Origin of the sequence: Variovorax sp. OAS795 (assembly GCF_040546685.1) — a bacterium.
Lineage (GTDB): Bacteria > Pseudomonadota > Gammaproteobacteria > Burkholderiales > Burkholderiaceae_C > Variovorax.
On record NZ_JBEPOH010000001.1, the window covers coordinates 4,111,210 to 4,130,460 of the forward strand.

Annotated in this window: 16 protein-coding genes; 4 read left to right on the forward strand and 12 right to left on the reverse strand. The window is 66.0% G+C overall.

Annotated features, from left to right (window positions below):
* The first annotated feature begins 12 nt into the window (after positions 1-12).
* Positions 13-1,104, forward strand: a complete 1,092-nt coding sequence (gene mltB / locus ABID97_RS19915; RefSeq protein ID WP_354400221.1) for a lytic murein transglycosylase B — start codon at positions 13-15, stop codon at positions 1,102-1,104.
* 4 nt (positions 1,105-1,108) lie between these two features.
* Positions 1,109-1,735, forward strand: coding sequence for an HD domain-containing protein (locus tag ABID97_RS19920; protein WP_354400223.1), 627 nt, complete (start codon positions 1,109-1,111; stop codon positions 1,733-1,735).
* 81 nt (positions 1,736-1,816) lie between these two features.
* Here the strand turns inward: ABID97_RS19920 and ABID97_RS19925 are convergent, their stop codons facing one another.
* The 7 genes from ABID97_RS19925 to glpD form a co-directional block, all read right to left on the reverse strand.
* Positions 1,817-3,547, reverse strand: coding sequence for an ABC transporter substrate-binding protein (locus ABID97_RS19925; RefSeq protein WP_354400225.1), 1,731 nt, complete (start codon positions 3,545-3,547; stop codon positions 1,817-1,819).
* A gap of 95 nt (positions 3,548-3,642) precedes the next feature.
* On the reverse strand, positions 3,643-3,951 hold the full coding sequence (locus ABID97_RS19930; RefSeq protein ID WP_354400227.1) for a DUF2160 domain-containing protein: 309 nt from the start codon (positions 3,949-3,951) through the stop codon (positions 3,643-3,645).
* Between the two features lie 50 nt (positions 3,952-4,001).
* Positions 4,002-4,814 (reverse strand): carbohydrate ABC transporter permease, encoded by an 813-nt coding sequence (locus ABID97_RS19935; RefSeq protein ID WP_354400228.1) that lies wholly within the window; start codon positions 4,812-4,814, stop codon positions 4,002-4,004.
* Between the two features lie 72 nt (positions 4,815-4,886).
* Positions 4,887-5,777: a carbohydrate ABC transporter permease gene (locus ABID97_RS19940; RefSeq protein ID WP_354400230.1), complete on the reverse strand. Its 891-nt coding sequence runs from the start codon at positions 5,775-5,777 to the stop codon at positions 4,887-4,889.
* Positions 5,774-6,844, reverse strand: coding sequence for an ABC transporter ATP-binding protein (locus tag ABID97_RS19945; protein WP_354400231.1), 1,071 nt, complete (start codon positions 6,842-6,844; stop codon positions 5,774-5,776). The genes ABID97_RS19940 and ABID97_RS19945 overlap by 4 nt, the downstream gene beginning before the upstream one ends.
* A 2-nt stretch (positions 6,845-6,846) precedes the next feature.
* Positions 6,847-7,920 carry an ABC transporter ATP-binding protein gene (locus ABID97_RS19950; protein ID WP_354400232.1) on the reverse strand — a complete coding sequence of 358 codons (1,074 nt, stop codon included), beginning with the start codon at positions 7,918-7,920 and terminating at the stop codon, positions 6,847-6,849.
* Positions 7,920-9,524: a glycerol-3-phosphate dehydrogenase gene (gene glpD / locus ABID97_RS19955; RefSeq protein WP_354400234.1), complete on the reverse strand. Its 1,605-nt coding sequence runs from the start codon at positions 9,522-9,524 to the stop codon at positions 7,920-7,922. The genes ABID97_RS19950 and glpD overlap by 1 nt, the downstream gene beginning before the upstream one ends.
* A 189-nt stretch (positions 9,525-9,713) precedes the next feature.
* On the opposite strand from glpD, the gene ABID97_RS19960 reads away from it, so the two are divergent.
* Together ABID97_RS19960 and glpK are read left to right on the forward strand one after the other, a co-directional pair.
* Positions 9,714-10,481, forward strand: a complete 768-nt coding sequence (locus ABID97_RS19960; RefSeq protein ID WP_354400235.1) for a DeoR/GlpR family DNA-binding transcription regulator — start codon at positions 9,714-9,716, stop codon at positions 10,479-10,481.
* Between the two features lie 370 nt (positions 10,482-10,851).
* Positions 10,852-12,345, forward strand: coding sequence for a glycerol kinase GlpK (glpK, locus tag ABID97_RS19965; RefSeq protein WP_354400236.1), 1,494 nt, complete (start codon positions 10,852-10,854; stop codon positions 12,343-12,345).
* Between the two features lie 26 nt (positions 12,346-12,371).
* On the opposite strand, the gene ABID97_RS19970 is transcribed toward glpK, so the two are convergent.
* From ABID97_RS19970 to ABID97_RS19990, 5 genes are all read right to left on the reverse strand, one after another.
* A complete protein-coding gene (locus tag ABID97_RS19970) occupies positions 12,372-13,016 on the reverse strand; it encodes a hypothetical protein (protein WP_354400238.1) in 645 nt (214 codons plus the stop codon).
* A gap of 13 nt (positions 13,017-13,029) precedes the next feature.
* On the reverse strand, positions 13,030-13,905 hold the full coding sequence (locus ABID97_RS19975; protein ID WP_354400239.1) for a hypothetical protein: 876 nt from the start codon (positions 13,903-13,905) through the stop codon (positions 13,030-13,032).
* Between the two features lie 186 nt (positions 13,906-14,091).
* Complete coding sequence (locus tag ABID97_RS19980) at positions 14,092-15,048, reverse strand: alpha-E domain-containing protein (RefSeq protein WP_354400240.1); 957 nt, start codon at positions 15,046-15,048, stop codon at positions 14,092-14,094.
* Positions 15,049-15,091: 43 nt separating this feature from the next.
* Entirely contained in the window at positions 15,092-16,594 is a 1,503-nt protein-coding gene (locus tag ABID97_RS19985) for a circularly permuted type 2 ATP-grasp protein (protein WP_354400241.1), read from the reverse strand.
* A 91-nt stretch (positions 16,595-16,685) separates the two neighbouring features.
* Positions 16,686-19,154, reverse strand: coding sequence for a DNA internalization-related competence protein ComEC/Rec2 (locus ABID97_RS19990; RefSeq protein WP_503012823.1), 2,469 nt, complete (start codon positions 19,152-19,154; stop codon positions 16,686-16,688).
* Between the last annotated feature and the right edge of the window lie 97 nt (positions 19,155-19,251).

Genomic DNA, 19,251 nt, shown 5'->3' on the forward strand with positions numbered 1-19,251 from the left:
ACAATCGCGCCCATGCGATTTTTTCAATCTGCGCCGCAGCGCGCCGCCGCCGCCCTCCTGCTCTGCGCCTGCTGCGCCTGGTCCATGGGCGCGCAAGCCCAGAAAACCGCCAACGGCCGCGCGGTGAAACCCGTGGCCGGCAGCACGTCGTACGCGGCGCGCGACGACGCCATGCGCTTTGCCGACGAGGTGGCCGAACGCCGCGGCATCGACCGCCAATGGGCGCGCACCACCATCGGCAGCGCCCGCTACCTGCCCGGCGTACCGCGCCTGATGCTCCCGGGCCCGGTGGGCACGGTCAAGAACTGGCAGGCCTACCGCAGCCGCTTCATCGATGCGACACGCATTGCGGCCGGCGTGCGCTTCTGGCGCGCCAATGCCCAGACGCTCGCACGGGCCGAGGCAATGTACGGCGTCCCGGCCGAAATCATCGTGGGCATCATCGGTGTCGAGACCATCTACGGCCGCAACATGGGCAACTTCCGCGTGATCGATGCGCTCGCCACGCTGGCCTTCGACTTTCCGCAGGCCCACCCGCGCGCGGCCGAGCGGCAGGCCTTCTTCCGCGGCGAGCTCGAGAGCTTTCTCAGCACCGAGAGCCGCACCGCCGAAGACCCCCTGCGTCCCGTGGGCAGCTATGCAGGCGCCATGGGCATGCCGCAGTTCATGCCGAGCAGCATCGCCAAGTACGCAGTCGATTTCGACGGCGACAGCCGCATCGACCTGGTCGACAACCCCGCCGACGTGATCGGCTCGGTGGCCAACTACTTCAAGGCCTTCGGATGGACGCCGGGCATGCCCGCGGTCTATCCCGTGCGCTTCGAAGAGGCCCGCCTCAAGAAGGCCGTGCTGCTCGCGCCCGACATCCTGCCGAGCTTCAGCGCAGACAGCTTCGTGGCGGCCGGCGCGGTGCCCGAGGGCGAAGGCATCCGGCACAAGGGCCTGCTCGCACTCATCGAGCTGCAGAACGGCGCCGACGCGCCGCCGACCTATGTGGCGGGCACGCGCAATTTCTACGTGATCACGCGCTACAACTGGAGCAGCTACTACGCGATGTCGGTGCTCGACCTCGGCCAGGAGGTCAAGGCCGCGATGGAGCCATAACGCCGTGGCACCTGCCGCATTGCTCGCCAACTGGAATGCCGCGTGGCGTGCGCTGGGCCTGGCCTCCGCCGACGAGGCGCTGTGCACCGAGCTCCAGCGCCGCTACGGCGAGCCGCAGCGCCACTACCACACGCTGCAGCACCTCGGCGAATGCCTCGCGTGGTTCGAGCGCGAGCAGGCGCTGGCCGAGCGCCCGGGCGAGGTAGCGATTGCACTCTGGTTCCACGATGCCGTCTACGACGTGCATGCCCATGACAACGAGGCACGCAGCGCCGAGTGGGCGCGCGGCGCAATGCTTGCGGCCGGTGCGCAACCCGAAGCGGCCGAACGCGTGCACGCGCTGGTGATGGCCACGCGGCACGACGCCGTGCCCGAGGGCCTCGACGCCGAACTGCTGATCGACATCGACCTGTCGATCCTCGGCGCGGAGCAACAGCGTTTCGACGAATACGAACGGCAGGTGCACGCCGAATACGCCTTTGTGCCCGAGGCGGTGCGCTTGCCGCGCCGCCGCGCGATCCTGCAGCGCTTCCTCGCGCGCGAGGCGATCTACACCACGCCGCGGATGCATGCGCTGCTCGAGCTGCGGGCCCGCGCCAACCTGGCCCGGTCGATCGCCGCGATGGCCTGATCGCGCAGCGACGGCCGCAAAAAAAAGGGCCGCACCTTTCGGCGCGGCCCTTCGTGGAACACTGTTCGACAAACCGGGCGCTCAGCGCACCTTGCCTTCCTTCCACGCCGCCAGCATCTTGCTGTACTCGATGGTCTCGCCCTTGGGCTTTTCGTTGGCCAGCTTCTTCCAGGGCGCGTTCTTGTCGCTCAGCCACTTGTTCGGATCGCCCTTGGCATTGAGCTTGGGCGCGCAATGGGCCATGCCGGCGCGCTCGAGGCGAGCCATCACGTTGTCCATCTCCTCGGCCAGGTTGTCCATCGCCTTCTGCGGGGTCTTCTCGCCCGTCACGGCCTCGGCCACGTTCTTCCACCAGAGCTGCGCGAGCTTCGGATAGTCGGGCACGTTGGTGCCGGTGGGCGTCCATGCCACGCGGGCCGGGCTGCGATAGAACTCGACCAGGCCGCCGAGCTTGGGCGCCAGGTCGGTCATGGCCTTGCTCTGGATATCCGACTCGCGGATCGGCGTAAGACCGACGATGGTCTTCTTCAGCGACACGCTCTTGGCCGTGACGAACTGGGCGTAGAGCCAGGCCGCGGCGGTCTTGTTGGCGTCATGGGCACTGAAGAAGGTCCACGAGCCCACGTCCTGGTAGCCGTTCTGCATGCCCTGCTTCCAGTACGGGCCGTTCGGGCCGGGCGCCATGCGCCACTTGGGCGTGCCGTCCTCGTTCACCACAGGCAGGCCCTTCTTGGTCATGTCGGCCGTGAAGGCCGTGTACCAGAAGATCTGCTGTGCGATCTGGCCCTGGGCCGGCACCGGCCCGGCTTCGCCGAAGGTCATGCCTGTGGCTTCCTTGGGCGCGTACTTCTTCATCCAGTCGATGTACTTGGTGAGCGCATAGACCGCGGCCGGCGAATTGGTGGCGCCGCCGCGCGAGACCGAGGCGCCGACCGGCGTGCACTTGTCGTCGCCCACGCGGATGCCCCATTCGTCGATCGGCATGCCGTTCGGAATTCCGACGTCCGCCGTGCCTGCCATCGAGAGCCAGGCATCGGTGAAGCGCCAGCCGAGCGACGGGTCTTTCTTGCCGTAGTCCATGTGGCCGTAGATCGGCTTGCCGTCGATGGTCTTCACGTCGACGCTGAAGAACTCGGCGATGTCCTCGTAGGCGCTCCAGTTGAGCGGCACGCCCAGGTCGTAGCCGTACTTGGCCTTGAATTTGTCCTTCAGGTCCTTGCGGTCGAACAGGTCGGCGCGGAACCAGTAGAGGTTGGCGAACTGCTGGTCGGGCAACTGGTAGAGCTTCTTGTCCGGCGCCGTCGTGAAGCTGGTGCCGATGAAGTCCTTGATGTCCAGACCCGGATTGGTCCATTCCTTGCCCGTCCCGGCCATGTAGTCGGTCAGGTTCATGATCTTGCCGTAGCGGTAGTGCGTACCGATCAGGTCGGAGTCGGAGATCCAGCCGTCGTAGATCGACTTGCCCGACTGCATCGAGGTCTGCAGCTTCTCGACCACGTCGCCTTCCTGGATCAGGTCGTGCTTGACCTTGATGCCGGTGATCTCCTCGAAGGCCTTGGCCAGCGTCTTCGACTCGTACTCGTGCGTGGTGATGGTTTCCGACACCACCGAAATCTCCTTGACGCCCTTCGCCTGGAGCTTCTTGGCGGCATCGATGAACCACTTCAACTCTGCGGTCTGCTGATCCTTGGTCAGGGTCGACGGCTGGAATTCGCTGTCGATCCACTTCTTGGCTTCGGCTTCGCCTGCCGAAGCGCCTTGCGCGGCGAACATCGCCGCAGCCAGTGCCAGTGCCGTGTAGCGCATCTTCATGAGTCTGTCTCCTCGGTTGAAAGCTTCCCCGGTCTTTTCGATCGCGGCTCCGGGGAGGCGGAGAGCCGGTCGCGTCTGAAAACGAATTCCTGGGCCTAGCCCTTGCGCATCACAAGCGCCAGAAGCAGCATCGACAGCACGAAGCTGACCCAGATCGAGGGCTCGGCTTGAAGGCCCAGCCATTCCTGGAACTTGCCCGCCAGGCCAATGAAGACCAGGTTGAGGTACGCCGCCGAGAGCAGCCCGATGAAAAGCCGGTCGCCGCGCGTCGTGGCAATGGGCAGCCAGCCGCGACGCATCGTCGTGGGCGACTTGAACTCCCACACCGTCATGCCGACCAGCATGAGCGCGATGCAGCTGAAGAAAACCGCCACGGGGGTGGTCCAGACCATCCAGTCGAACATTTCTCAACTCCTTTTCTTTTCCCTCTCCCTGAGGGAGAAAGAGCCAATACCTAGACCCGCCCCATCGCGAATCCCTTCGCGATGTAGTGCCGCACGAACCAGATCACGATCGCGCCCGGCACGATGGTGAGCACGCCCGCCGCGGCCAGCGTGGCCCAGTCCATGCCCGAGGCGCTCACCGTGCGCGTCATCGTCGCGACGATCGGCTTGGCGTTCACGCTGGTCAGCGTGCGGGCCAGCAGCAGCTCCACCCAGCTGAACATGAAGCAGAAGAACGCCGCCACGCCCACGCCAGCCTTGATGAGCGGCAGGAAGATCCGGATGAAGAACTTCGGAAAGCTGTAGCCGTCGATGTACGCCGTCTCGTCGATCTCGCGCGGAATGCCGCTCATGAAGCCTTCCAGGATCCACACCGCGAGCGGCACGTTGAACAGCAAGTGCGCAAGCGCCACCCCCAGGTGCGTGTCCATCAGGCCGACGGTGCTGTACAGCTGGAAGAACGGCAGCAGGAACACCGCGGGCGGCGTCATGCGGTTGGTGAGGAGCCAGAAGAACACGTGCTTGTCGCCCAGGAACGAATAGCGCGAGAACGCATAGGCCGCGGGCAGCGCCACGGTGAGCGAGATCACCGTGTTGATTGCCACGTAGATCAGGCTGTTGATGTAGCCCGAGTACCACGACTCGTCCGTGAAGATGCGCGCGTAGTTGGCCCAGGTGAGCTCGTGCGGGAAGAACGAGAAGCTCGATACGATCTCCTCGTTCGTCTTGAAGCTCATGTTGACCATCCAGTAGATGGGCAGCAGCGCGAACAGGATGTACAGCACCAGGAAGATGCTGCGCTTGCGAAAGCGCTTCTCAGGCATGTTGACCCCCTTGGCGCTGTGCGCCTTCCCCCCGAGGGGGAGCATCCGCCTTGAGGCGGCTCGGCGACGGATTCATTGTTCTTTCTCCACTTCCTGCGTGCCCACCCGCTGCATCCAGTTGTAGAGCACGAAGCAGAACAAGAGAATGATCAGGAAGTAGATCAGCGAGAACGCTGCCGCCGGTCCCAGGTCGAACTGGCCCACGGCCTTCTGCGTGAGGTACTGGCTCAGGAAGGTGGTGGCATTGCCCGGACCGCCGCCCGTCAGCACGAAGGGCTCGGTGTAGATCATGAAGCTGTCCATGAAGCGCAGCAGCACCGCGATCATCAGCACGCCGCGCATCTTGGGCAGCTGTATGTAGCGGAACACGGCGAACTTGCTCGCGCCGTCGATGCGCGCCGCCTGGTAGTAGGCGTCGGGAATCGAGCGCAGGCCGGCAAAGCACAGCAGCGCCACCAGCGGCGTCCAGTGCCACACGTCCATCACCAGCACGGTGAGCCACGCGTCCGTCGCGCTGCCGGTGTAGTTGTAGTCGACGCCCAGTTTTTGCAGCGCGTGGCCCAGGAGGCCGATGTCGGCGCGGCCGTAGATCTGCCAGATGGTGCCGACCACGTTCCACGGGATGAGCAGCGAGAGCGCCACCACCACCAGCACCGCCGACGACTTCCAGCCCTTGGCCGGCATCGACAGCGCCAGGCAGATGCCCAGCGGAATCTCGACCAGCAGCACGGACAGCGAGAAGCCCAGCTGGCGCCACAGCGCCTGGTGCAGCTCGTCGTCGCGCATCACCGAGGCAAACCATTCGGTTCCTACGAACACGCGCCGCTCGGGCGAGATGATGTCCTGCACCGAGTAGTTGACCACCGTCATCAGCGGCACGATGGCCGAGAAGGCCACGCAGATCAGCACCGGCAGCACGAGCCACCAGGCCTTTTGATTGATTGGCTTGTTGGTTGCGTTCATGCGACCAGCTCCTCGTCCTTGTAGTAGCAGGTGTGGGTGTCGAGCACCCGCAGCCACACGGTGTCGCCCACCCCTGGCGGCTGGTCTTCCGAGTGCAGCCGCACCTTGACCACGCCGCCGTCGACTTCAGCGCTCAGCATCGCGTGCGTGCCGACGTCCTGCACCTGCCTCACCAAGGCCGGCACCGCACCCGCGGCGCCGGCGTTCGAAAGACGCAGGTACTCGGGCCGGATGCCGATCTTGAGCGCGCCCTGCGGCAGTTCGCGCGTGGGCACGAGCGGCGTGCCCGCGACCTCGAGCGCGCCGTTCGCGTTCTTCGCAGAAAGAAAGTTCATGCCGGGCGAACCGATGAAGTGGCCGACGAAGGTATGGGCCGGACGCTCGAACAGCGCCTCGGCGCTGCCCACCTGCACGGCCTTGCCACGCGTCATCACGACCACTTCCTCGGCAAAGGTGAGCGCCTCGACCTGGTCGTGCGTCACGTAGATCAGCGTGAGCTTGAGCTCGCGGTGGATCTGCTTGAGCTTGCGGCGCAGCTGCCATTTGAGGTGCGGATCGATCACCGTCAGCGGCTCGTCGAACAGCACCGCGGACACGTCGCTGCGCACCAGTCCGCGGCCGAGCGAGATCTTCTGCTTGGCGTCGGCCGCAAGGCCCGCGGCGCGCTGGTTCAGCTGGCCGCTCATGTCGAGCATCTCGGCGATCTCGCCCACGCGCTTCCTGATCTGGTCTTCGGGCACCTTGCGGTTGCGCAGCGGGAACGCGAGGTTCTCGGCCACGGTCATGGTGTCGTAGATCACCGGAAACTGGAACACCTGCGCGATGTTGCGCTCCTGCGGCGTGGCGCGCGTCATGTCGCGGCCGTCGAACTTGACCATGCCCTGCGAAGGCACCAGGAGGCCCGAGATGATGTTGAGCATGGTCGTCTTGCCGCAGCCCGAGGGGCCGAGCAAGGCATACGCGCCGCCGTCGCGAAAGCTCATCTGCAGCGGCAGCAGCGCATAGTCGCTGTCCTGCGTGGGGTTGGGCCGGTAGGCATGGGCCAGGTCGAGATCGATGCGAGCCATAGCTAGTTTCCTTTGCGCCATGCCGGCGCGAGCGCCAGCTTCTCGCCGGCATCGAACACATAGGCCTGCGACGCGCTGAAGTACAGCGTGATCGGCGTGCCCAACTCGAAGCGGTGCACGCCGGTGAGCTGGGCCACCAGTTCGCCAACCGCCGTGTCGACGTGCACGAAGGTGTCGGAGCCCGAGATTTCGGCCAGCTCCACCTTGCCGGGCAGCGCCATGTCGCCCGCTCCCGCGTCCACGTTCAATGCGCTCGCGCGCAGGCCGACCGTGACCGCGCCCGAGACACTCTCCGGCACGGCCAGTGCCAGCGCAGGGCCACCGGCCAACTGCACGCGGCCCGCGGTTGCGGTGCCGGGCAGGAGATTCATCGGCGGATCGCTGAAGGCGCGCGCCACGCGCAGCGATTGCGGCGCATGGAACACGTCGGCGGTCGGGCCGTACTGCAGCAGCTCGCCCGCGTCCATCACGGCCGTGTAGCCGCCCAGCAGCAGCGCCTCGCCAGGTTCGGTGGTGGCGTAGATCACGGTCGAATCGCCGGTGGCGAACAGCTGCGTGAGCTCCTCGCGCAGGCCTTCGCGCAGCTTGTAGTCGAGGTTCACCAGCGGCTCGTCGAGCAGCATCAGCGGTGCGTTCTTGGCCAACGCGCGCGCCAGCGCCACGCGCTGCTGCTGCCCGCCCGAAAGCTCCGCCGGCAGGCGGTCCAGGAACATGCCGATGTGCAGCTTGTCGGCCAACGCCTTCACGCGCGCCTCGATGTTCTTCTCGCCACGCAGCTTCAGCGGCGAGGCGATGTTGTCGGCCACCTTGAGCGACGGATAGTTGATGAACTGCTGGTACACCATGGCCACGTTGCGCTCGCGCACCGGCATGCCGGTCACGTCCTTGCCGTCAACCAGCACCTGGCCGGTGCTGGGCGTGTCCAGCCCCGCCATCAGGCGCATCAGGCTGGTCTTGCCGGCCTGGGTGGCGCCCAGCAGCACGGTGACCGCGCCGCTCCTGGGCGCGATGCTCTGCTCGTAGAGCCAGGTTTGCGCGCCGACCTTCTTGGTGACGCGCTCCAGAGTCAATTGCATCAGCGCTTCCCGTTGATCATGTGGAGGTTGTTCTTCGAGGACGCCTGCAGCCAGGCATCCACTTGCGCGCGTTCTTCCGGCGTGTAGCGCAGGCCGAGCTTCGACCGGCGCCAGAGCACGTCGTCGGCCGTCACGGCCCATTCCTCGTCCTGCAGGAAGCGCAGCTCACGCTCGTGAAGTCCCGGCGCCACGGCGTCGCCCATGTCGGCCATCGATTGCGCATCGCCGAGCAGCCCGGCCACGCGTGCACCGTAGGCACGTGCCAGCCGCCGCGCGAGCCTGGCATCGAGCCAGGGATGGCGCATCCGTACCTCGGCCACGAAGCGTTCGAAGTCGTCGTCGGGCCGCTTGGCGGCGCCGATCCACGCGGACAGGTCGCCGCCGGCCAGGAAGGCGCCGTCGGTCCAGGGCGGGCGCTGCGCGCTGGGCTGGCCGAGCATCTTGCCGACCTCGTCGGCCGCGTCTTCGGCGAGCTTGCGGAAGGTCGTGATCTTGCCGCCCCAGACGGAGAGCAGCGGCGCCGCGGTGGTGTTCGACTCGAGCATGTAGTCGCGCGTGACGGCGGAGGGATCGCCCGAGGCATCGTCGAGCAGCGGACGCACGCCCGAGTAGGTCCAGACCACGTCGGCCGGCACGATGGGCTTGTCGAAATAGCGGCTCGCCTGGGTGCAGAGATACGCGATCTCTTCGTCGGCGATGCGCGCCGCGCCGGGATCGTCGCCGTTCAGCTCGATGTCGGTGGTGCCGATCAGCGTGAACTCGTCCTGGTACGGAATTGCGAAGATGATGCGCTTGTCGGGGTTCTGGAAGATGTAGGCGTGGTCATGCTCGAACAGGCGCCTCACCACGATATGGCTGCCCTTGACCAGCCGCAGATGGCGCGTGGCGAGCGCCTCGCCCTTGGCCGATTGCGCCACGCCGCGCAGGAACGATTCGGCCCACGGGCCCGCGGCATTGACGACTGCGCGTGCACGCACCACGCGAATGCCGCCGTCCGCGGCTTCGAGCGTGGCGGTCCAGCCGTCGGCATCGCGCTGCGCGTGGACGCAGCGGGTGCGCGTGAGCACCTCGGCGCCGCGCGACCGGGCGTCGATGGCGTTGAGCACCACGAGCCGGGCATCGTCGACCCAGCCGTCGGAATAGACGAAGCCGCGCTTGAACTGCGGCTTGAGCGGCGCGCCGGCCGCGTGGCTTCGCAGGTCGATGCTGCGCGAGCCCGGCAGCACTTCGCGCCTGGCAAGGTGGTCGTACATGAAAAGGCCGATGCGGATCATCCAGCCCGGCCGCATCGACGGGTCGTGCGGCATGACGAAGCGCAGCGGCCACATGATGTGCGGCGCGCTCTTGAGCAGCACTTCGCGCTCCTGCAGCGCCTTGCGAACGAGCGAGAACTCGTAGTACTCCAGGTAGCGCAGACCGCCGTGGATGAGCTTGGTCGACGAGGACGACGTGTGCGAAGCGAGGTCGTCTTTCTCGCACAGCACCACGCGCCAGCCCCTGCCCGCCAGGTCGCGCGCAATGCCGCAGCCGTTGATGCCGCCACCGACGATCAGCACGTCGCAATCGGTGGCCTGCGAAGGCGGATTGGAGGAGAAGTCGCTCACAGAAGATGGCCCATGGAATCGTGACTTCGGTCACGGAAGGGCGCCATTGTATTTTCGCGTTTTTTCATTTGGGTTCCTTTTGACGCGATTTTCCTCCGAGTTTTCCCTTAGCTATCTTCGTTTTCTTTCGTTTTAAAGTGGCGCGGCCTGTACTCTCCAAAGAGTCTTCACGTTCTTTGCGACGCCCCTGTGAACTCCAATCCGCGCCAGATCAACCTTCTCGATACCGTTCGCACGCGCGGCTCCGTCACTGTGGAGCAGCTGGCCGACATGCTGGGCGTGACGCTGCAGACGGTGCGGCGCGATGTGCAGCGGCTGGCCGACGAAGGCTTGCTCACGCGCTTTCACGGCGGCGTGCGCGTGCCGAGTTCGACCACCGAGAACATCGGCTACCAGCAGCGCGAGACGCTGCATGCCGAAGGCAAGGCGCGCATTGCGGGGCGCGTGGCCGAACTGGTGCCCAACGACTGCTCGCTGATCCTGAACATCGGCACCACCACCGAAGCGATTGCCAAGGCGCTGATGCGGCACACGGGGCTGCGCGTGATCACCAACAACCTGAACGTGGCGACGATCCTGAGCGGCAACAATTCGTGCGAGGTGATCGTGGCGGGCGGGTCGGTGCGGGCGCGCGACCGCGCGATCGTGGGCGAGGCAACGATCGATTTCATCCGGCAGTTCAAGGTCGACATCGCGTTGATCGGCGTCTCCAGCATCGAGGCCGACGGGTCGCTGCGCGACTTCGACTTGCGCGAGGTGAAGGTGGCGCAAACCATCATCGCGCAGGCCCGCGAGGTGTGGCTCGCGGCCGATGCGAGCAAGTTCAACCGGCCGGCGATGATCCAGCTCGGCACGCTCTCTCAGATCGACCGGCTGTTCACCGATGCGGAGCCGCCGCCACCTTTTGCCGACCTGCTGCATGCGGCGCAAGTCCGTCTTGAAATTGCGCGTGACTGAGATGAGGGTTCGTCGTCTTGTTCATTGCCGCTGGGGTCGTTCAGGGCGCGCTCGCGCCGACGGGGTGCCTTGCTCCGCGAATGTCCCCCGGGCTTCGCCCTCCTCCTTTATTTCGCTGCGCAAGGCACCCCGCCAGCGCGAGCGTGATTCAGAGCGGTGGTTGATCGAACGGAACAAGAGCTGCGCCTGGTGTGCACAGGGCGCCGGGTGCTCCCCGCAGCGAAATAAAGGAGGAGGCGAAGCCGGGGGACATTCGCGGAGGGGAGTACCCGGTGGCCTGTGCACGCGCCCTGAACAAGCGCCCTGAACAAGACAACAGCGCCCAGAACACAAGACACGCATCGAACAGACTCCAAGGAACATCCAAGCCATGACCTACCTGCTAGCACTCGACCAGGGCACTTCGAGCTCACGCAGCATCGTGTTCGACCGCGAAGGCCACATCGTCGCCATCGCGCAGAAGGAACTCACGCAGATCTATCCGCAACCCGGCTGGGTCGAGCACGATCCGATGGAAATCTGGAACAGCCAGCTGGCCACCGCGCGCGAAGTGCTCGCCAAGGCCAAGCTCCAGCCCGCCGACATCCACGCCATCGGCATCACCAACCAGCGCGAGACCACCGTGCTGTGGAACCGCAAGACCGGCCAGCCCGTGCACCACGCCATCGTCTGGCAGGACCGGCGCGCCGAGCCCCTGTGCGCGAAGCTGCGCGACGAAGGCATGACCGGCACCATCCAGGAAAAGACCGGGCTGGTGATCGATGCGTATTTTTCCGGTACCAAGCTGCGCTGGCTGCTCGACAACGTTCCAGGCGCCCGCGCGCAGGCCGAGCGCGGCGAACTCGCCTTCGGCACCGTCGACAGCTGGCTCATGTGGCAGCTGACGGGCGGCAAGGTCCATGTGACCGACGTGAGCAACGCGTCCCGCACGATGCTCTTCAACGTGCACCGCAACGAATGGGATGCGGACCTGCTCAAGGTGCTCGACATTCCCGCCGCGCTCATGCCGAAGGTGCAGCCGTCGAGCTCGCACTTTGCCGACACCGACGCCGCGCTGCTCGGCCGCACGCTGCCCATCGGCGGCGTGGCCGGCGACCAGCAGAGCGCCCTCTTCGGGCAGGCCTGCTTCGCGGCCGGCATGGCCAAGAATACCTATGGCACTGGCTGCTTCCTCCTGATGCACACGGGTGCGGCGTTCCAGCCCTCGCACAACGGCCTGCTGGTGACCAGCGCCGCGCAGACCGACGCCACGCCGCAGTACGCGATGGAAGGCAGCGTCTTCGTCGGCGGCGCCGTCGTGCAGTGGCTGCGCGACGGACTCAAGGCCATCAAGGGCAGCGCCGAAATGCAGTCGCTCGCCGAAAGCGTGCCCGATGCGGGCGGCGTGATGATGGTGCCGGCGTTCACCGGCCTCGGCGCGCCCTATTGGAACGCCGATGCACGCGGCACCATCACCGGCCTCACGCGCGGAACCACCGTGGCGCACATCGCGCGCGCCGCCTTGGAGAGCATCGCCTACCAGAGCGCCGCGCTGCTGCAGGCCATGAGCCGCGACGCGGTCGCCGCCGGCGGCACGCCCGTGGCCGAGCTGCGCGTGGATGGCGGCGCGAGCGTGAACGACCTCCTGATGCAGTTCCAGGCCGACCTGCTGGGTATTCCGGTGGTACGTCCCGAAGTGATCGAGACCACTGCGCTGGGCGCCGCCTACCTGGCCGGCCTCTCGACCGGGGTCTACAGCGATGCGCGCCAGCTCTCGAAGCTGTGGAAGGTGGAGCGGCGCTTCATGCCGACCATGGCCCGCGCGCAGGCCGAGGAAGCCATGGCGCGCTGGGAGCGCGCGGTGCGGCAGGCCACCGCGACTTGAGGTCGCCGCGCCAGCACTGGCATCTTCTATTTCTTGGTGACTTCCTCTGGCCCGGAGTAGGTGTACGACTCGACCTTTTGACCCTTGCACAGCGATTGCAGGTCGCGCGCGACGGCTGGCAGGAGGTTGTTCAAGCCGTAGTTCAGCGTCGTCACGTACTCCGAATCCGCCCCCCACATGTTGGACTTGTCGCCATGGGCTCGGTAGTACTTTTCTTGCAGCACTCCGTTGCGGTCAATGAATTGGGCCTTGAGCGCCACCATGCTGAAAATCTTGACACTGAGATGCCAAGTGTAGGCACGGGTCACGCTGGTCCTGATCGTGATGCCAGCAGCCGGTGGCTCCAGGCTGTTGGTTTCATCGACCGCATAGCCGTAGTCCTTGAGCGCGATAAACCCGTCGGCCACCCAGCGGCTGACGTCGTCGGCAAGGAGTGCTCCGCTACCTGACTGTCCAATGGTCTCCTTGTTCTGGCGAGCGTCCTCCGTGAGCACGATATGTACCGGGCAAGCGCTCTGGTACGGTTGGAGCGCATAGTTCTCGCGCGCGCTCCGGTCGTATTTCATGTCGACTTTCGAGCCGTAGTCGGTGGTGTTTGCAAATGCAGCAGACGCAATGCCGAACAGCAGCGCGGCCACAGGGCGCCGGGCGGTGAAGACGTATTTGTTCATGTTGACTCTGCGATCATTTGGCTGCGGCAGTGCTCGCGGAAGCGCTTGTTCTTGGGAGTGAGTAAAGCTTCTGATCGCTGGCGAGCAGGATCGTGCGCGTATCGCCGCTCTTTACAACCTGGCCCTTCAGCTTTGTGGTGATTGCGCCGTTGTTAAAGGAAAACTCCTCTTGAAGATTTCCTGCCTTGGCCGACGGTTCCGTTGCCACGTCGAGATCGATCATCGCCATGCGAAGAGTCTCGGTGATCGACTCGCGCAGGGTGCTGCGAAACAAGGCGGCGTTGTCGGCTCCCCAAATGTCCAGCGATTTCCTGCCGCCCATGCCGACGGACTGCGATTGAAAGTAGAGCACGCTGCGCTGGATGGGTCTGTTCATCCCGCCGGAAGAGCTTGGGCTGTCAGATCGGGTCCACATCGAAACTTGCGACTCGACATCGAAATTCCGGAAATCCGCTGTCAATGAATAGCGCGGATAGATCAGGAGCAAGGCCTGGCCGGATGGAAGCTGGTTGCGCAGCTTGGTAAGGATGTCCATGTTCAAAGCGCGCGGGGTGGTCGTGACAGTGGCCACCTTGATCTGGTAATTGGCCAACTCACTGCGGATTGCTTCGTTGAATTCCTTTCGGTAATCCACATCCTCGATCACGGTGTAGAACGAGCCAAGCGCTTGCTGGGATTCCTTGACGCGGCTGTTGGCGATCGACGCATCGATCATGGCGCCAATCAGCCCACCACCCGAAGCAGCGCCGACCGTGGGCGCTTGAACGGCAGCGATCACCTCGTCCTGCACCACGACAACGTGAGCTGCAAGCGCAGTGATCTTGCTTCGCTCTTCCGGCTCCAGCCCGATTCGCATGGGCATTGCGCAAGCGCCCAGCAGCAGCGCCATGGAAAACGATATGAAAACGCGCAACAGCCGCGTTGAAATAGTCGCATTGAATCCTCCCTGTTATTCACCCAATGTATTAAGGATGATACGGGAGGGCTTCAAATTTCCAACACTAGTGCAACTACCTGTGCCGCGATCCGCTGCCCTCGAAGCAGCGACTTTGGCACCTCGCGGCGCGGCTTCGCCTCACTGCGCCGGAACCAGGAAGTCCTGGCTGATCCGCCCGCCGAGCTCGTTCACACGATCGAGGAACTGCGTGAGATACGCATGCAGCCCGGTCGCGAGGATTTCGTCGACCCGCGCGTACTGCAGGTCGGCCAGCAGCTTGCCGGCGCGGCGCTGGGTTTCGGCGCTCTGCTCGTTCTGCACCTTGGCGAGGTTGTTCACCACCTCGACCAGGCTCGCATGCAGCGAGCGCGGCATGTCGGCGCGAAGAATCAGCAGCTCGGCCACGCGCTCGGGCTTGATCACGTCGCGGTAGACCTTGCGGTACACCTCGAAGGCCGAGACGCTGCGCAGGATGGCGCTCCAGTGATAGAAGTCGTACTCTTGGTCTTCCTCGGTGGCGGTACCGAAGAACTCGCTGTTGAGCGCGTGGAACTTCACGTCGACCAGCCGCGCGGTGTTGTCGGCGCGCTCCAGGAAGGTGCCCAGGCGCGAGAAGTAGAAGGCCTCGTCCTGCAACATGGTGCCCAGCGTGACGCCGCGCGACAGGTGCGAGCGGAACTTGACCCATTCACAGAACTGGGCCGGGTCGCGCTCGAAATCGCCGGCGCGCAGCATGCGGTTGACTTCGAGCCAGGTGGTGTTCTGGGTTTCCCACGCCTCGGTGGTGAGTGCGCCGCGTACGGCGCGCGCGTTTTCCCGCGCGGCCTTGAGGCACGAGACGATCGAAGACGGATTGCTTTCGTCCTTGACCATGAACTCCATCACGTCGTGCGGCGTGATCTGCTCGTACTTCTTGTTGTACGAGGGCAGCAACTCGCTGATGGACAGCACGCCCTGCCAGCCGTACTTGGCCACTTCGGCCGATTGCGGCAGGAGCGAGGTCTGGTAGTTGACGTCGAGCATGCGCGCGGTGTTTTCCGCGCGTTCGGTGTAGCGCGACATCCAGTAGAGGTGGTCGGCGGTGCGTGACAGCATCGTGGTTCTCCTGATTCCTTGCTTGCTTCTTGCGTGCCTGCCACTAGGCCGACTGCGACTGGCTTTGCGTCCCGCCCGCCGCCTTGGGCTTCGGGCTGCGGTCCGCCTCGAGGATCCAGGTGTCCTTGGTGCCGCCGCCCTGCGACGAATTGACCACCAGCGAGCCCTCCTTGAGCGCCACGCGCGTGAGGCCGCCGGGCACCATCTGCACTTCCTTGCCGGAGAGCACGAAGGGGCGCAGGTCGATGTGGCGCGGCGCAATGCCGGCATCGACGAAGGTGGGCGAGGTGGAAAGGCTCAGCGTCGGCTGGGCGATGTAGCCGTCGGGCTTGGCGATCACGGCCTTCTTGAACTCCTCGATCTCGGCCAGCGTGGCGGCCGGGCCAATCAGCATGCCGTAGCCGCCGGCGCCGTGCACCTCCTTGACGACCAGGTCCTTCATGTTGTCGAGCGTGTATTGCAGCTCGTCCTTGTTGCGGCACATGTAGGTCGGCACGTTCTTCAGGATCGGCTGCTCGCCGAGGTAGAACTCGACCATCTTCGGCACGTAGGGGTAGATCGACTTGTCGTCGGCCACGCCGGTGCCCACCGCATTGCAGATGACGACGTTGCCGTCGCGGTAGGCGCGCATCAGGCCGGCGCAGCCCAGCGTGGACGTCGGGCGGAACACCTCGGGATCGAGGAAGTCGTCGTCCACGCGGCGGTAGATCACGTCCACCCGCTTCGGTCCGCGCGTGGTGCGCATGTAGACGAAGTTGTCCTTCACGAACAGGTCCTGCCCTTCGACCAGTTCCACGCCCATCTGCTGCGCGAGGAAGGCATGCTCGAAGTAGGCGCTGTTGTACATGCCGGGCGTGAGCACCACCACCGTGGGCTCGGCCGTGGCGGCCGGCGCGCTGGCGCGCAGGGTTTCGAGCAGCAGGTCGGGGTAGTGCGCCACGGGCGCGATGCGGTTCTGGTTGAACAGCTCGGGGAAGAGCCGCATCATCATCTTGCGGTTCTCCAGCATGTAGCTCACGCCGCTGGGCACGCGCAGGTTGTCCTCGAGCACGTAGTACTCGCCGTTGCCCTGGGCGTCGGGCGCCCGGACGATGTCGATGCCGGAGATGTTGGAGTAGACGTTGTGCGGCACGCTGACGCCCATCATCTCGGGGCGGAACTGCGCGTTGTTCAGGATCTGCTCGGCCGGGATGATGCCGGCCTTGATGATTTCCTGGTCGTGGTAGACGTCGTGCAGGAAGCGGTTGAGCGCCGTGACGCGCTGCACCAGGCCTTTTTCCATGCTCTCCCACTCATGGGCGGGAATGATGCGCGGCAGCAGGTCGAACGGAATGAGCCGCTCGGTGCCGGAGCCGTCCTCGTCCTTGGCGCCGTACACCGCAAAGGTGATGCCGACCCGGCGAAAAATCATCTCCGCCTCTTCGCGGCGCGCCCGCATCACCTCGCCGGGCTGCTTCGCAAGCCATTGGTCGTAGCGCTTGTAGTGTTGCCGGATCGCAGCCCCCGCATAGGGCAACTGCTCATACATCTCGTCGAATTTGTGCATGGAACGACCAATCTCCTTGAGCCATAGCTTAGCAAGTTCGAGGCCAGTGAAAGCCCTATGTTGGCGCGGTTTCCGGCCCGCTGGCCAACTTTCAGGGCAGGCGATGGTGCCAGTAGCGTGCGTTGCGCTCGCGTTCGCAGCCGACTTCGCCGGGTGCCTCGCTGCGCCATGACACGGCGCCGCAGGGCACGTTCTCGACCAGCCGCACGCCGTGCGCGGCATAGCGCCCGACCACCTCGGGCGCCGGATGCCCGAAGCGGTTGCGGTAGCCCGCCTGGACCAGCGCCAGGCGCGGGCGCACCGCATCGAGCAGCACGGCGCTCGACGAGGTCTTGCTGCCGTGGTGCGGTGCCAGAAGCACATCGGCGCGCAGGGCCGGGGTTCGCGAGACCAGCGCCGCCTCCTGCAGGCGCTCGATGTCGCCGGCCAGCAGCACCGTGGCGCGTCCGTTGCCGATGCGCAGCACGCAGGAAACGGCGTTGGGCTTGGTGAAGGAGAGGTAGTCGGCCGCCACGGGATGAAGGATCTCGAAGTCCACGCCGTCCCAGGTCCACCGCTGGCCAGCCTCGCAGCGCCGGGCGGGGCGCAACGATTGAAGCGGGTGAGCGGCTTCGATCGAGCTCAGGAGCTCGGCCTTCGGCTGCATCGCGAGCACCGCCACAGCGCCGGCGGTGTGGTCGATGTCGCGGTGGCTCAGCAGCAGCATGTCGAGCCGCTCGTCGAGCGCGCGCAGCAGGGGAACGAGCACGCGATGGCCGGCGTCGCTTTCCAGGCTGTAGCGCGGACCCGCGTCGTACAGCAGGCTGTGCGACGCGGTGCGCACCAGGACCGCGTTGCCCTGCCCGATGTCCGCGGCCAGCAGCGCGAACTCCCCCATGGCCGGCCGTGGCGCCTGCCAGAGCAGCACCGGCAGCAGGAACGGCAGGCCCAGCGTTCGCAGCGACCACGGCAGCTGCATGGCCAGCAGAACGCCGCCAGCCACGCCGCAGGCCGCCATCCACACGGGTGGCGCAGCCATCGAGAGCGTGGCATACGGCAATGCGGCGAGCCAGCGCAGCAGCACGGCCAGTGCCTGCACGGCCCAGGCTGCCAGGTCCCAGAGCGGCGCTATGGCGGTGCCCAGCATGGCCAGCGGCGTGATGACCAGCGTGACCCAGGGAATCGCAACGGCATTGGCCAGCAGGCCGACCACGGAGACCTGCTGGAACAGCAGCAGGCTGAGGGGCGTGAGTGCCAGCGTGATCACCCATTGCTCGCGAAAGAACGCAAGCAGCCGCGCCGCTGGGCCCGTCTTCTCGCCGGCGGGCCGCATGAAGCCGGTCGTGAACAGCACGCCGACCGCGACGAAGCTGAGCCAGAAGCCGGCCTGCATCAGCGCCCAGGGATCGATCGTCACCACCACCGCCGCGATCAGCAGCCACACATGCGGCCACGGCCAGCGCCGCCCCGTGAGCCGCAGCAGCGCCGCGGTGGCCAGCATCCAGACCGTGCGCTGCGACGGCACGCCCCATCCACTGAAAAGCGCATAGAGCCCGGCCAGCAGCACGCCGCCCACCAGCGCGGCCTGCGGCGCCGGAACACGCAGCATCAGCTTGCCGCTGCGGCGCCACAGCGCCCCCACCGCGTGCGCCGCGAGCCAGGCGAACATGGTGATGTGCAGCCCCGAGATCGACATCAGGTGCGCCACGCCGGTGGCGCGAAAGATATCCCAGTCGCTGCGCTCGATGGCGCCCTGGTCGCCGGTGACGAGGGCCGCGATCACGCCCGCCTGCCGCGCGTCGGGCACGCGCTCGAACACCGCGTCGCGCACCGCCTCGCGCGCCCGCTCGATGGGATGCTGCCAGGTGGCCTGCAGACGCGCCGGCGCCGCGTCGCGCGCACCCGTGCGCACATAGCCGCTGGCATGCACGCCCTGCTCCCAGAGCCACAGTTCGCTGTCGAAGCCATGCGGATTGAGATTGCCGTGCGGCGCCTTGAGCCGGACCGTGAGGCGCCAGCGTTCGCCCGCATGCAGCGGCGCAGCGGCACCTGCACTTGCCGCGGCCCGCCCTTCCGGCGCACGGCCCCGGAGGCTGGCGTCGTCGCGATACCAGCCGAGCGCGATGCGCGATGGAACGCGCGGCGCAGGCGCTCCGGTGGCATCGGCCCAGTGCGCCGATTCCACGTCGAGCCGGAACCGGGTGCCGCCGTCGCTGCGCTGCGGCATCTGCCCCACCACGCCCACCACCTGCAGGTCTCGTCCTTCGAGGGCCGGATCCAGTGCGCCCTTGGCATAGGCGCACGCCCGCCAGCCTGCGAGCCCGCCGCCGGCAAGGGTTCCGAAGACCAGGGCCGCGAAAAGCGGCACGCTGGCGAACAGGGGTGATGCGGGAAGTCCGCGGAACTTCGGCCATCGGCGCGACAGCAAGGCGAGCCCCGCAAGCCCCGCGACCAAACAGGCCGCATAGGCACCCGCGCCCCACAAGCGCGGCTGCTGCAGCTGCAATGCGGCGCCGAGCAGCGTTCCGCCCAGCGCGGCAAAGGCCCACGACCCGGCCGCAACACCGCCGGACGCGCGCACGGCCGTCAACGGCAAACTCCGGAACACATGCGGCAAACCCTCCCAGGCCCACGCTCAATGGCGCGTTAATTGCTTTGCTTCTCGGCTAGTATGCGTC